The 12,480-nt window shown below is 64.0% G+C and carries 14 protein-coding genes; 5 read left to right on the top strand and 9 right to left on the bottom strand.

Translation table 11 applies throughout. The features are described from left to right. Nucleotides 1-40: 40 nt before the first annotated feature. From ccoP to ACN0YF_RS00345, 7 genes are all read right to left on the bottom strand, one after another. Nucleotides 41-970 carry a cytochrome-c oxidase, cbb3-type subunit III gene (gene ccoP, locus ACN0YF_RS00375; protein ID WP_417492892.1) on the bottom strand — a complete coding sequence of 310 codons (930 nt, stop codon included), beginning with the start codon at nt 968-970 and terminating at the stop codon, nt 41-43. Continuing rightward, the gene (locus tag ACN0YF_RS00370) at nt 963-1,154 is read right to left on the bottom strand and encodes a cbb3-type cytochrome c oxidase subunit 3 (protein ID WP_417468382.1); all 192 of its coding nucleotides are present in this window, start codon (nt 1,152-1,154) and stop codon (nt 963-965) included. The genes ccoP and ACN0YF_RS00370 overlap by 8 nt, the downstream gene beginning before the upstream one ends. Nucleotides 1,155-1,163: 9 nt before the next feature. After that, entirely contained in the window at nt 1,164-1,922 is a 759-nt protein-coding gene (gene ccoO, locus ACN0YF_RS00365; RefSeq protein ID WP_417492891.1) for a cytochrome-c oxidase, cbb3-type subunit II, read from the bottom strand. A gap of 12 nt (nt 1,923-1,934) precedes the next feature. After that, on the bottom strand, nt 1,935-3,584 hold the full coding sequence (gene ccoN, locus ACN0YF_RS00360; RefSeq protein ID WP_417492890.1) for a cytochrome-c oxidase, cbb3-type subunit I: 1,650 nt from the start codon (nt 3,582-3,584) through the stop codon (nt 1,935-1,937). A gap of 196 nt (nt 3,585-3,780) precedes the next feature. Further along, nucleotides 3,781-5,001: a threonine ammonia-lyase gene (locus ACN0YF_RS00355; RefSeq protein ID WP_417492889.1), complete on the bottom strand. Its 1,221-nt coding sequence runs from the start codon at nt 4,999-5,001 to the stop codon at nt 3,781-3,783. 112 nt (nt 5,002-5,113) lie between these two features. After that, nucleotides 5,114-5,323, bottom strand: a complete 210-nt coding sequence (locus ACN0YF_RS00350; protein ID WP_417492888.1) for a hypothetical protein — start codon at nt 5,321-5,323, stop codon at nt 5,114-5,116. A gap of 62 nt (nt 5,324-5,385) precedes the next feature. Further along, entirely contained in the window at nt 5,386-6,882 is a 1,497-nt protein-coding gene (locus ACN0YF_RS00345; protein ID WP_417492887.1) for a flavin-containing monooxygenase, read from the bottom strand. A 133-nt stretch (nt 6,883-7,015) separates the two neighbouring features. Here ACN0YF_RS00345 and ACN0YF_RS00340 point away from each other — a divergent pair, with 133 nt between their 5' ends. After that, nucleotides 7,016-7,690, top strand: coding sequence for a hypothetical protein (locus tag ACN0YF_RS00340; RefSeq protein ID WP_417492886.1), 675 nt, complete (start codon nt 7,016-7,018; stop codon nt 7,688-7,690). Here the strand turns inward: ACN0YF_RS00340 and ACN0YF_RS00335 are convergent. Then, entirely contained in the window at nt 7,633-8,211 is a 579-nt protein-coding gene (locus ACN0YF_RS00335; RefSeq protein ID WP_417492885.1) for a TetR/AcrR family transcriptional regulator, read from the bottom strand. The two genes, ACN0YF_RS00340 and ACN0YF_RS00335, sit on opposite strands and share 58 nt — an antisense overlap. A gap of 68 nt (nt 8,212-8,279) precedes the next feature. On the opposite strand from ACN0YF_RS00335, the gene ACN0YF_RS00330 reads away from it, so the two are divergent. From ACN0YF_RS00330 to ACN0YF_RS00315, 4 genes are all read left to right on the top strand, one after another. After that, nucleotides 8,280-8,654, top strand: coding sequence for a hypothetical protein (locus ACN0YF_RS00330; RefSeq protein ID WP_417492884.1), 375 nt, complete (start codon nt 8,280-8,282; stop codon nt 8,652-8,654). A gap of 15 nt (nt 8,655-8,669) precedes the next feature. After that, nucleotides 8,670-9,041, top strand: coding sequence for a hypothetical protein (locus tag ACN0YF_RS00325; RefSeq protein WP_417492883.1), 372 nt, complete (start codon nt 8,670-8,672; stop codon nt 9,039-9,041). 115 nt (nt 9,042-9,156) lie between these two features. Then, nucleotides 9,157-10,200, top strand: a complete 1,044-nt coding sequence (rsgA, locus tag ACN0YF_RS00320) for a ribosome small subunit-dependent GTPase A (protein ID WP_417492882.1) — start codon at nt 9,157-9,159, stop codon at nt 10,198-10,200. Between the two features lie 91 nt (nt 10,201-10,291). After that, nucleotides 10,292-11,338 carry a strictosidine synthase family protein gene (locus ACN0YF_RS00315; protein ID WP_417492881.1) on the top strand — a complete coding sequence of 349 codons (1,047 nt, stop codon included), beginning with the start codon at nt 10,292-10,294 and terminating at the stop codon, nt 11,336-11,338. On the opposite strand, the gene ACN0YF_RS00310 is transcribed toward ACN0YF_RS00315, so the two are convergent. Beyond that, a complete protein-coding gene (locus tag ACN0YF_RS00310) occupies nt 11,335-11,574 on the bottom strand; it encodes an excalibur calcium-binding domain-containing protein (RefSeq protein ID WP_417492880.1) in 240 nt (79 codons plus the stop codon). The two genes, ACN0YF_RS00315 and ACN0YF_RS00310, sit on opposite strands and share 4 nt — an antisense overlap. Nucleotides 11,575-12,480: the final 906 nt, after the last annotated feature.

The raw sequence follows: 12,480 nt of genomic DNA, 5'->3' as shown, positions 1-12,480 counted from the left end.
GCGGCGTTTAATCCGGTTAAAGAGGTTTAGGCGATGCGACTTACTGACCCGTGGGACGGCTTGCCGCAGCTTCGCCGCCACCGAGCAGATAGACATAGGCTGCGAGGGCGTCGATCGTGGTGTCGCCCAGACGGTCTTCCCAGGCAGGCATGACGCCATAGGGGCCGCGATAGATGGTCGCCAGGATCTGGTCCCGCGAACCGCCATAGAGCCAGTCCTGGTCGGTCAGATCCGGCGCGCCCTGGGTGCGGTCACCACGGCCATCGGCCATGTGGCAGCTGGCGCACTGGCTGGTGAAGATATCGGACCCGCGGGCGATGGAATCGGCCGGCCCGGTCTGCCCCGACAGGGACAGGATATAATCAGTGACATCACCGATCTGGGACCGGGTCAGCAGCCCGTCGCGGCCGAAGGCCGGCATTTGCGAGAAGCGCGTATCGGCATGCTCGCCACGGATGCCGAAGCGAATCGTGGTGCGGATATCGTCATAGCTCCCGCCCCACAGCCAGACATCGTCATTGAGGTTGGGATAGCCGACAAAGCCCTGGGCACCGGAGCCGTGGCAGGTCGAGCAATTATTGCCGAAGGCGGCATCGCCGGCAGCGCGCACGAAGCCGAGCAGATCCGGATCATTCTCGATCTCGTCGATCGAGGCGCCGCGCAGGCGCTCAAAACCCGGAGCCCGCGAGGCTTCCAGATCGGCCATCGCCATGGCGACATTGGCGCGCTCTGAATTGTTGCTGATCCCACGGGTGTGGTCATTGTCCGCATCCGCGCCCATGCCCGGCAGGGCCGGGATCGCCGGCATCATCACCATATAGACGATGCCGATAACGATGCAGGCATAGAAGGTGTACAGCCACCAGCGCGGCAGCGGCGTGTCGAGTTCCTTGATCCCGTCCCACTCATGGCCGGTGGTTTCGGTTCCCGAATGCGCGTCGGTTTCGCGGTTTTCCTTGTGATCAGACATGGGCCCGGTCCTCATTCGCGTCTTCGGTGATCGGTGCATCGTCGTCGCTCAGCGGCAAGCGTGCCGCCTCGTCGAAGCGTTTCTGGTTGCGGGGCCACAGGGCATAGGCCAGGGCGCCGGTGAACAGCAGGATGAAGAGCAACATGCCCCAGGTCTGGGCAAAGCTCGAGAGAATGGAATACATCGCCGCCCCCTATCTCAGGTTTTCATCGGCTTCGGCTTCATAGGTGGAGAAATCCACCATCGTGCCGAGCACTTGAAGGTAGGCGACCAGCGCATCGAGCTCGGAAATCCGGTCGGGATTGCCGTCGAAATCGCGCAGGGTCGCGCCGGGGTAGCGCGCCAGGAAGCCGTCATAATCCGAAGCGAACGGATCGAGCTGCGTCGTCACATCCGACACCGCCGCCTCGATCATCTCGTCGCTATAGGGCACACCCACCGTGCGCAGGGCGCGCAGATTGGCGGCGACATTTTCATAGCTCAGGGTCGAGGTTTCCAGGAAGGCATAGGCCGGCATGATCGACTCCGGCACCACCGAGCGCGGATCACGCATATGGTCACGATGCCATTCGTCGGAATACTTGGCGCCGACGCGGGCCAGATCCGGTCCGGTCCGCTTCGAGCCCCACTGGAAGGGGTGGTCATACATGCTCTCTGCGGCGAGCGAGTAGTGGCCATAGCGTTCGACTTCGTCGCGCAGCGGGCGAACCATCTGCGAGTGGCAGTTATAGCAACCCTCGCGGACATAGATGTCCCGTCCCAGCTGTTCCAGCGGCGTATAGGGCCGCATGCCGTCGACTTCCTCGATCGTCGAGTCGAGATAGAAGAGCGGCGCAATCTCGACGATGCCGCCGATAGAGACGGTGACGAGAATGCCGACAGTGAGGATGAGCGAGTTTTTCTCGAACAGCTTTTTGTGGAGATCGCTCCACAGGCTTTTGCCCTTTGACATAGCCGTCTCCCCCTAGGCCGGAATCTGCGCGGGTTGAGGCGAGACAGCCTCATCCGCTTCGGTCTCATCGCTCCGGATGGTGCGATAGACATTGTAAATCATGATCAGGGCGCCGGTCAGATAGAGCAGGCCACCGACCGCACGGATGATGTAGGAGATGTGCATCGCCTCGACGGTTTCCACGAAGGAGTATTCCAGGAAGCCGAGCGAGTTATAGGCGCGCCACATCAGACCTTGCATGATGCCCGCAACCCACATCGAGGTGATGTAGAGCAGGATGCCGAAGGTCGCGATCCAGAAGTGCCAGTCGACCAACGCCTTGGAATACATGCCGGCTTTCTTCCACAGCCATGGAACCAGGCAGTACAGCGCCCCGAAGGACACGAAGCCGACCCAGCCGAGCGCACCGGAGTGCACGTGGCCAACGGTCCAGTCGGTATAGTGGGACAGCGCGTTGACGGCGCGGATCGACATCACCGGACCTTCAAAGGTCGACATGCCGTAGAAGGCAACCGAGATCACCAGCATGCGAACGACCGGGTCGGTGCGCAGCTTGTCCCAGGCGCCCGAGAGCGTCATCAGGCCGTTGATCATCCCGCCCCAGGACGGCATCCACAGCATAATCGAGAAGGCCATGCCCAGCGTCTGCGCCCATTCCGGCAGCGCCGTATAGTGCAGGTGGTGCGGGCCGGCCCAGATGTAGATGAAGATCAGCGACCAGAAGTGGATGATCGACAGGCGGTAGGAATAGACCGGCCGGTTCACCCGTTTCGGGATGAAGTAATACATGATGCCGAGGAAGCCGGCGGTGAGGAAGAAGCCAACGGCGTTATGGCCGTACCACCACTGGGTCAGCGCATCCTGGACGCCGGAGAAGGCGGAATAGCTGTGCGAGCCGAAGAAGCTGACCGGAACGGCCAGATTATTGATGATGTGCAGCATCGCAATGGTGACGATGAAGGCCAGGTAGAACCAGTTCGCCACATAGATATGCGGCTCCTTGCGCTTCCACAGCGTGCCCAGGAAGACCAGCAGATAGGCGACCCAGACCAGGGTCAGCCAGATATCGGCATACCATTCCGGCTCGGCGTATTCGCGGGACTGGGTGATGCCGACCAGATAGCCGGACCCGGCCATGACGATGAAGAACTGGTAGCCCCAGAACACGAACCAAGGCCAGATCCCGCCGGCGATCCGGGTGCGCGAGGTGCGCTGCACCACATAGAAGGAGGTCGCGATCAGCACATTGCCGCCGAAGGCGAAGATCACCGCCGAGGTGTGCAGCGGCCGCAGGCGCCCGAAACTGGTGAAGCCCCAGTCCTCGATATTGATGATCGGGAAGGCCAGCTGGAAGGCGATGATGACGCCGACAAGCAGTCCGGCAGCAGCCCAGAACAGCGATGCGATGACGCCCGCCTTGACCAGGTTCTCATTGTATTCGCGCTCATCGGTCTCGACACCGCCACTGGCGATACTGCCGACGAGCAGGAGGATACCGGTCAGGAAGCCGGCCAGGAGCAGCCAGGACTGGCCCTTCATGGCAGCGTCCGGAGCGTAAGCCGCGGCAAACAGCGCCCAGAGGGCTCCGAGCACGGTTATGAGAAGCACTGTTACGGTACTGAAATCCAGCCCGCTGCGTGTGAGTGTCTGCGGCGATTGCATCGATGCCCCCGAGGATGTTGGCCTGTCTGGTCCCGGTTTATCGCGCGATTCCACAAAATCTGTATGGCAATTTGTCGCGTCCGGGCATGAAGTGTTGAAAACCCGCCGCTTTTCTCGCCCGAAACCGGGGCCCACGGCAGGTATAACTTATGCCCGAGCAAATTAGGCCCCGGGCTGCAGATGTCATCTCCCTCGCTCAGTAGTCGGCGAATTCGACCCGGAAGCCGGCCTGGCGCAGGGCCGCATGCACCCGGTCCATATGGGCGGCGTCCTGGGCCTCGAGCGAGATGTCGATATAGGTCACCTTGGCCGGCAGATCCGAGAAGGTCTTGTGGTAGGCGACATCGGTCACATTGCCGCCAGCCTCGGAGATGATGTGAGAGACCGAAGAGAGCTGCCCAGGCACATCGATCAGTTCGATTCGCAGTCGCGCCAGCCGCCGCGACCGGGCCAGATCCCGCAAGAGCAGGGATGACAACAGCCGCGTGTCGACATTGCCGCCGGTCAGCACCAGGCCGACCGCCTTGCCGGCGAAACGCTCCGGATGCGCCAGCACGGCCGCAAGGCCCACAGCTCCCGCCCCTTCGGGCAGGACACGCAGCCGTGTCAGATAGAGGTTCAGGGCCCGCTCGATCGTGCGCTCATCGACCAGCAGCACATCATCGAGCATCTCGCCCATGATGCGCCGCGTCAGCGTGCCCGGTTCGCGCACGGCGATGCCTTCGGCCAGCGTCATGCCGCCAACGGGCCTGTCGCCGCTGTGAAACAGGTTGTGGAAGGGCGGGAAGAGATCGGCCTGCACGCCGATGATCTCGATCTCCGGCTTGATCCGTTTTGCCGTCAGCGCGACGCCCGAGGCCAGGCCACCGCCGCCAATCGGCACCACGATGACATCGAGATCGCCCTGATCGGCCAGCATTTCCGTCGCCACAGTGCCCTGCCCGGCCATCACCAGCGGATCATCAAACGGATGCACCAGCACCCGCCCCTCGGCGGTACAATAGTCGCGTGCGAGCTGGCTGGTTTCGTCGAAACCGGCGCCGGCGAGCTCCACTGTCGCGCCCAGGGCCCGCGTCGCATTGACCTTGATCGCCGGCGTCCCGACCGGCATGAAAATCACCGTCTCGATGCCGAGCAGGCGCCCGTGCCGGGCGACGCCCTGGGCATGATTGCCGGCCGAGGCCGCCACCACGCCGCGCGCCCGCTCCGCCGGGGACAGGCTGACCAGCTTGGCATAGGCGCCGCGCTCCTTGAAAGAACCGGTCACCTGCAAATTCTCCAGCTTGACCCGAATGTCGCAGCCGGTCAGCTCGCTCAGCGCCTCGGCCCGCTGGCAGGGCGTGCGCAGCACACCGCCCATGCCGCTTGCATGGCAATCGGCAACAAAATCGAACTCGGCGGCAAAATCTGAAATCATGGCGGGCTCACTTGGGGTCGGTGCTTGGTCTGATCGGGGCGGTTGGAGCGAGGCGCAAAAAAACCTCGCCCGGTCGGAGCGAGGTTCGGTCTGCGGCGGCATCAGGTCGATGTCAGGCAGGGGCGAGCGGCGCTCCGGTCAGGCTATGGCCGATGATAATCAAAATGAGCGCGGCCTGGCCGAGCAGGCGGATACGGATCCGGTTCTGGTCTGCGAGGGGAAGGGCGATGGCGCGCGTCATGATCGGTCTCGACAGCTTGATCCGCGCAGACTGGCCGCGATTGGATGAAAAGTCCAGCCGGTCACGCGGCGCGGGTGACATCCGGGCCGAAATCCCCAAATTTACGCCGAAACCGCAAAAATCATGCGCAATCAGGGTGCCCCCTACTCGGCCGCCTCCAGCGCCGGAGCCTGCTGCCCCTTGTCGCCGGCCCGGCCGAACTTCATCGCCCCGTCCTCCAGCTTGCCGAAGCGGATGGTGAACATGTCCTGGACGTAGTTCTGATAGGTGCGCCATGGCGATTTCACGCCCTGTTGCGGCAGGTGTGCCATCGCCCGCTGGACATAGCTCGAGGAGAAATCGAGCATCGGCACGGTCTCCAGATCTGCCGGCGGTGTCGGCACGCAGTAATCATAGCCCTTGGCCGACATGTGATTGAGCAGACGGCAGACGCGCTCGCAGGTCAGGTCGATCTTCAGCGTCCAGGAGGCATTGGTATAGCCAAAGGCGATCGCGAAATTGGGCACATCGCTGAGCATCATGCCGCGATAGGTCACCTTTTCGGCGGCGCGGACCATGGCGCCATCGACGCTGAGCGTCATGCCGCCGAGCAATTGCATCTCCAGCCCGGTCGCCGGGATGATCAGATCGGCCTCGATCTCCTCGCCGGATTTCAGCTTGATGCCGGTGCTGGTGAAACACTCGATATGGTCGGTGATGATCGAGGCGGAGCCGTCAGCCAGCACGTCGAAGAAATCACCATCTGGCGCGAGGCAGAAGCGCTGGTCCCAGGGATTATAGCTCGGCGAGAAATGCTTTTTGACGTCGAAGTCCGGCCCGAGGTGCAGGCGGATCGCCTTGAGCACCTGGCCCTTGACTAGGCGCGGCTGCGTCTGGGACAGGTGGTAAATATAGATATTAAGCAGGACGTTCTTCGCCCGCGTCACCGAATAGGCGATCTTCTCGGGCAGGATCTTGCGCATGAAATCGGCAAACCCGTCGCGTGAGGGCCGCGCGGCGATATAGGTCGGCGAGCGCTGCAGCATGGTCACATGCGCCGCCTTTTCCGCCATTGCCGGCACCAGCGTCACCGCGGTCGCACCGGAGCCGATGATCACCACCTTCTTGCCGGTGTAGTCGATATCCTCCGGCCAGAGCTGGGGATGAATGATGGTGCCGGGGAAGTCCTCCATGCCAGGAAAGTCCGGCATATAGCCGTGCTCGTAGCGATAATAGCCCGAGCACATCATCAGGAAATTGCAGGTAAAACTCTTGCGCTGCCCGTCCTCGCCGCGCTCGGTGCGCACCGTCCAGCGTGCCGTCTCGCTGTCCCAGTTGGCGTGGATGACGCGGGTGCCGAAACGGATCTTCTCCTCGATACCATTGCGCCGCGCCGTGTCAGATACGTATTCGCGGATCGCCGGCCCGTCGGCGAACACCTTGCCGTCGGTCCAGGGCCGGAAGGCGAAACCGAAGGTATACATGTCGCTGTCGGAGCGGATGCCCGGATAGCGGAACAGGTCCCACGTACCGCCGATTGCCTCGCGCGCCTCCAGGATCGCATAGCTGCGGTCGGGCGAACGGGTCTGTAGATGATAGGCCGCGGCAATGCCGGAAATCCCGGCTCCGACAATCAGGACATCAAAATGCTCGTCGGACATGAATGCGCTCCTCGGCTTGGCGGGCTGGGCCCGAGAAAAGTGAACACTGTTCGCTCGATTGACGCAAGTGCGGTTTGGTCCAGCTGCAGATCAGGCGCTACCCTTGCCCTTTCACAACCGGAGCCTGCTGCCCATGCCGCTGCAAAATCGCGTCACCCCCTTCGGGGAAATCCTCGCCCATCCGGCGCGCGGCACCCTGATGGGTAATCGCGGCTGCCTGCATGACGAACATCGCCGGCTCGGCGAGAAACGCTGGGCCCACCAGGCCTGGGTCGCCTGCGCCCTCACCTTCAAGGACTGGCAGCGCCCGATCATGCGCCCCGGCGTCTATACCGAGCTCTTCTTCACCGACGAGGCCGTCGCCCTCGCCGCCGGTCACCGGCCCTGCGGCACCTGCCGCCATGCCGACTATATCGCTTTCCAGCAGGCCTTTGGCCGCGCCCGGCCCGAACTGGGCGAGCGCCCCTCGCCGGCAGCGATGAATCGCCTGCTGCATGCCGACCGTGTCCACTCGCGCAGCCGGACCCAGATCACGCACAAAGCCCCGCTTGAGCGCCTGCCCGATGGCGTCTTCTTCACGCTGCCCGGCGGCAATGACGCCCTCGTCCGGCAGCGGGGCCGTGTATTCGCCTGGAGCTTTGACGGCTATCAGCCCAGCCCGGTCGAGCCCGCTGGTGAAGTCTGCGTCCTGACACCTCGGATCATCGTCGATGTTCTCCGGGCCGGCTATCAGGCCGGAGAGGTCGCACCTCAGGTGCGGGCACCGGTGTCTGCAGTCATGGCCGCGCGAAAGCCGGCCTCGACATAGCGGTCCACCTCCTCGGGCACGGGCTGACCGGGCAAATAGAGCCGCACTGCGCCCAGGGGAAAGGCGACCATGCCCATGCGGCAGGCCGTGAGTGAATGGCCCGTGCTGTCAGCATAGGCCTGCAAGGCGGCCGCAACCTTGTCATTGATCGTCCGCAGCACCTGCAGGCTCGGAGGCGGCGTCGCCGGCGCGATGAAATCGACCTGACGGCAGCAACACAGAATAATCGCACGTGACCGCTCCTCGCGGCAGAAGCGGGGCGTCGCCAGGGCGGCTTGCAAGCCAGCCTCCGCATTCTCGGCCGCCAGGGCTGCGAGAAACCGGTCGTGAAAGGCCGAGACGGCGTCGATCCAGGCCTGCGCCAGCAAACCCTCCCGTGAGCCATACCGGTGATAGAGCGAGCCGATCGAGATACCGGTTGCGGCAACCAGGCCCTGCAGCGTGACGGCGCCCTCGCTCGCCAATTGCGCACCTGCGGCGGCGAACACGGTCTCGTCGCGAATGGTTGACAGGCGTCCCATTCGGGAAACATATAATAGAATATTCATTCTAGTAAAGCGCTCATCACCGCGCAGGAACCGAGATCGCCATGACATTCATTCTGATCGCCGCAACCGCGGCCGCCATGGTGACCTTTGCCGTGCATACATTCGCCGGAGGGGTTTTCGTGGCCCGGCCACTGCTGGCGGACACCAGCCTGCCGCACCTCTCGAAATGGCTGAATTACTATTGCTGGCACATCACCAGCGTATTGATCATCTTCATTGCTGCGGGCTTTCTCTGGCTGGCCCTCCATCCGGGAGAGAGCGCGCTCCTGTTCGGGCTGTCTGCCCTGAGCGCGGCGCTCTGCGGCCTGAGCATTGCCGTCGGGCTGAAAGCCGCAATCAACCCGCTCCGCTTCCCCTCCACATCACTTTTCGCACTGATCGCAGCGCTGGGTTGGTGCGCGTTCCTGCTGCGCTGAACAAGGCGTTTTCCTATGCTGCTCATCGCCGCCGCACTCCTCCTTGCCGTCAGTGCCATGCACTCGATTGTCGGCGAGATCCGCCTGATCCGGCCGCTGCTGCGGCTTGACGGACTACCGGTCATTCTCGGCAGTCCCGACATGACCCGGACGACAATCCGCGTCGCCTGGCACCTCACCTCCCTCATCTGGCTCGGCATGGCCGCACTCCTCGTCCGGCTGCAACAAACCCCGATGGATTTCGCCGCCTGTTTCCTCTGGGTCATGGCGGCCCTTTTCGCCGCCTCCGGCGCCGCTGCGCTTGTTGCCTCGCGGGGCCGGCACCTGTCCTGGGTGTTTTTCCTGCCAATCGCCGCGCTCTGCGCCCGCTTCGCATCGGGCCTGTGAGCGGCGGGGGCTCGGGGCCGGCGTGAAAACTGGAACCGCACACCCGATGTGCTAGGAAAGCACCGGAACGCAGATTTCAGGCGGCGGTCTATCCGTCCACACACAAGGCACTTTCATGTCAGACGCATCGCTCGCCGCACTCGGCTGGTCAGACTATTTCGCGACCCAGCTTGAGCCGGGCGAGCTCGAGGCGACACCGCCGGCCCGTCTGTGCGATGTGCATCGCGACCGGGTCCAGGCCCTCACCCCCGATGGCGAGATCACCCTCACCCTGCCCGGCGACATGCAGGCCGGCGATCTGGCCGTCGGTGACTGGGTATTGTTCGACCCGTCGGAACACCGCATCACCCGCCTCCTCGAGCGCCGCTCCATCCTGCGCCGCCGCGCCGCCGGCACGGTGTTGATGCACCAGCTGATCGCCGCCAATGTCGACACGCTGATGATCGTCACCTCCTGCAATGCGGACTTCAACCCGGCGCGGCTGGAACGCTATCTCACCCTCGCCGCCAGCAGCGATACCAAGCCGCTGATCGTGCTGACCAAGGCCGACCTGGTCGATAACGCCGCCGACTATGTCCGCCAGGCCGAAGCGCTGTCGCCCCATGTCAGCGCCATCACGCTCGATGCCCGCAACACGGCCGCGCTGGGCCGGCTCCTGCCCTGGCTGCAGCCCGGTGCGACGGCGGCCCTGGTCGGCTCGTCCGGCGTCGGCAAGTCGACGATTCTCAACGGGCTGACCGGCGAGGCGAGCGAGACCCAGGGCAATCGCAAGGGTGACGACAAGGGCCGCCACACGACCACGGCGCGCAGCCTGCGCCCGACCCTTTCCGGCGCCTGGCTGATCGACACGCCGGGCATGCGCTCGCTCGGCATGAGCGATAGCGGCGACGGGATTGACCGCGTCTTTTCCGACCTGACCGAGCTCGCCACGCAATGCAAATTCTCCGACTGTGCCCACAAGTCCGAGCCCGGCTGTGCCATCCAGGCGGCGATCAAGGCCGGCGATGTCGATGCCGACCGCTTCCGGCGCTGGGAGAAACTGCTCGCCGAGGATCGCTATAATTCGGAAACCCCGTCCGAGGCGCGGGCCCGCAAGCGCGGCTTCACCAAGAAGGTCCGCTCCAGCGTCCAGGGCAAGCATGGCCGCCAGGGCCGGTAGCCGGGCGCGGCAGAGCCGCCCAAACAAGGCGCGCGCCGGATCGTGAAATGCTCTATTCTGCCCCGACAGCTTTGTTTCCGGGGGGAGTTTCATGCGCAATATCCTGATCATTCTGGGCCTGATCATCGCCGCCGCCCTGGCGCGCATGGCCTTCGTCATCATTCCCGCCTCGGGCATGATGGCCGATCTGACGCCGGTCACGCCGGGTCAATGCGAGGCGCTGACCATCGCCCCCGGCACGGAAGACATCACCATCGATCCGGCCTCAAACCGCGTCTTCCTCTCCACCGATGACCGCCGCACCGGCGAGCGCGGCGGCATCTTTGCCTTCGACCTCAACGAGCCGGGCAGCCTGCATGACGTCTCCGGTGATGCCCCGGCCGATTTCCACCCCCACGGCATCAGCCTGTGGACCGGCCCGGACGGCAGTCAGCGCCTCTTCGTCGTCAATCACCGCGCCGGTTTCGACATCGCCGGCGGCACCCACGCCGTCGAGATCTTCGATGTCGGCGAGGATGGCATGCTGAGCCATGTCGAGAGCATTAGCCATGAGGCCCTGCTCTCGCCCAATGATGTGCTCGGGGTCGGCCCGCGCAGCTTCTACGCCACCAATGACCGCGCCTATCATTCCGGCATCATGGCCAATCTGGAGGCCTATTTCGGCCTGCCGCTCTCGAGCGTGTCCTATTTCGACGGCACCGATGGCGACATGGTCGCCCACGGTATCGCCTATGCCAATGGCATCAACATCTCCGCCGACGGCAATGAGGTCTATGTCGCCGAACTGCTCGCCCGCCGGGTGCGAGTCTATGACCGTGATGCGTCGAGCGGCCAACTCACCGCCGACCGCGCCTTTGCCGTCCCGACCGCGCCGGACAATATCGAGGTCGATGAGCGCGGTGACCTGTGGATTGGCGGCCATCCGCGCGTGTTCGATTTCGTCGCCCACGCCGCCGATGCCGGCGCCATCGCCCCCTCCCACGCCGTGCGCCTCAACCCGGTCACCGGCGAGACCGAAACGGCCCTGCTGGTGATGGACGGCTCGCTGAACGCCTCCAGCGTCGCGGCCCAGCGCGACGGCGTCTTGCTGGTCGGTGCGGTGTTCGATGATCACATCCTGGTCTGCGCGGGCGACTAGCGCTTGGCGCGGCGCCCGTCCGGGGTCCAGAGCTCGCAGGAGATCCCGTCCTTGTCGCCATCCAGCTTGGGCCAATAACCCGGCTCACCGCGCCGCGCTGGTGCCAGACCCACGGTGCTGGCTGAATAACAGCCCTCGCTCGCCAGATAGTGCCGCACCGTTACCGGCACCGGCCAGGGACTGAGTCTGCCAATCGTGAACCACACCAGCGCCAAGGAACAAACGAGCAGGCCCAAACCTAGCCCCCAGGCGCGTACCGTGGCCAGCGCGTGAGATGTCCGCTGCCGCCGCATCGCGCGGTCCGACACAGCACGAAACTGGTTCCTGAGACGAGTGACATGAACATCCCGATCCGGACGCAAGTGAGCCTCCTGTTTCACCATCAGGGCAGACAGACCGCGCAGCGCTCCAGCCTGCCAGGACTGAAATGATCGCGTGGCTCCGTTAAAAAATCCTCTCACCTCCCCGGCAGCACGAAAATCTCCACGCGGCCTGCCGCTGGAGGTTTGAGGGGGCCTCCCGGTGTTGGGAGGTGTGCGGGACGCCGGCGAATGCCGGTTCTTGAGTAAGTTTTGGGGGCATCCGAGACGTCCCGCACGTGGAGATTTACTCAGGTCCCTCGCGGGTCCTGCCTCGAAATGACCGTGGAAGATTGGTCGAGCCCTATTGCCTCACTTCCCCGATCATGGCCCCACCGGAACTCGGGCTGTCACACCGTCGTGCGGATGGGCTCCACGCTCCCGATCGCCGCAAGTGACTGAGCTCACGCCTCCCGTGCGACCAGAACTCGGCGACTATGCGCGCACGTTAGCGGGGTGGGGATAAGTTTGATGTTTAATCGTCATCCCGACGAAAGTCAGGACCTCGATATTGCAGGTTCCGCACTTGTCAGGTCGAGGTCCTGACTTGCGTCAGGATGACGTGGGACAGTTGGCAGAGGGCGGGGATAGGGACCCGAAATCTCGCACCCATCATCCAAGACAATCTTCCCCGGAGGAGCTCAGCGAATTCCGGGGAGGGTGTTCTTCTATTGGAACCCTCGCGCCCGTCATCGTCACCATCTCCGCCCCGGACCTGTTCCGGGGCGGAGATGGTGACGGCCTTGCGCACAGGTCTGCGGGCGTCCGGACCGGTGGACGCCG

It is taken from the genome of Maricaulis sp., assembly GCF_048270265.1.
In the GTDB taxonomy this organism is placed as follows: domain Bacteria; phylum Pseudomonadota; class Alphaproteobacteria; order Caulobacterales; family Maricaulaceae; genus Maricaulis.
Note: the sequence above shows the minus strand (reverse complement) of the source record. Positions and strands in the feature narration are given on the sequence as shown.

What these genes read in the sequence shown, in the direction of transcription:
- ccoP (WP_417492892.1), bottom strand. Translation starts at nt 970, where the DNA reads ATGTCTGATCACAAGGAAAACCGCGAAACCGACGCGCATTCGGGAACC.
- ACN0YF_RS00370 (WP_417468382.1), bottom strand. Translation starts at nt 1,154, where the DNA reads ATGTATTCCATTCTCTCGAGCTTTGCCCAGACCTGGGGCATGTTGCTC.
- ccoO (WP_417492891.1), bottom strand. Translation starts at nt 1,922, where the DNA reads ATGTCAAAGGGCAAAAGCCTGTGGAGCGATCTCCACAAAAAGCTGTTC.
- ccoN (WP_417492890.1), bottom strand. Translation starts at nt 3,584, where the DNA reads ATGCAATCGCCGCAGACACTCACACGCAGCGGGCTGGATTTCAGTACC.
- ACN0YF_RS00355 (WP_417492889.1), bottom strand. Translation starts at nt 5,001, where the DNA reads ATGATTTCAGATTTTGCCGCCGAGTTCGATTTTGTTGCCGATTGCCAT.
- ACN0YF_RS00350 (WP_417492888.1), bottom strand. Translation starts at nt 5,323, where the DNA reads ATGTCACCCGCGCCGCGTGACCGGCTGGACTTTTCATCCAATCGCGGC.
- ACN0YF_RS00345 (WP_417492887.1), bottom strand. Translation starts at nt 6,882, where the DNA reads ATGTCCGACGAGCATTTTGATGTCCTGATTGTCGGAGCCGGGATTTCC.
- ACN0YF_RS00340 (WP_417492886.1), top strand. Translation starts at nt 7,016, where the DNA reads ATGCCGCTGCAAAATCGCGTCACCCCCTTCGGGGAAATCCTCGCCCAT.
- ACN0YF_RS00335 (WP_417492885.1), bottom strand. Translation starts at nt 8,211, where the DNA reads ATGGGACGCCTGTCAACCATTCGCGACGAGACCGTGTTCGCCGCCGCA.
- ACN0YF_RS00330 (WP_417492884.1), top strand. Translation starts at nt 8,280, where the DNA reads ATGACATTCATTCTGATCGCCGCAACCGCGGCCGCCATGGTGACCTTT.
- ACN0YF_RS00325 (WP_417492883.1), top strand. Translation starts at nt 8,670, where the DNA reads ATGCTGCTCATCGCCGCCGCACTCCTCCTTGCCGTCAGTGCCATGCAC.
- rsgA (WP_417492882.1), top strand. Translation starts at nt 9,157, where the DNA reads ATGTCAGACGCATCGCTCGCCGCACTCGGCTGGTCAGACTATTTCGCG.
- ACN0YF_RS00315 (WP_417492881.1), top strand. Translation starts at nt 10,292, where the DNA reads ATGCGCAATATCCTGATCATTCTGGGCCTGATCATCGCCGCCGCCCTG.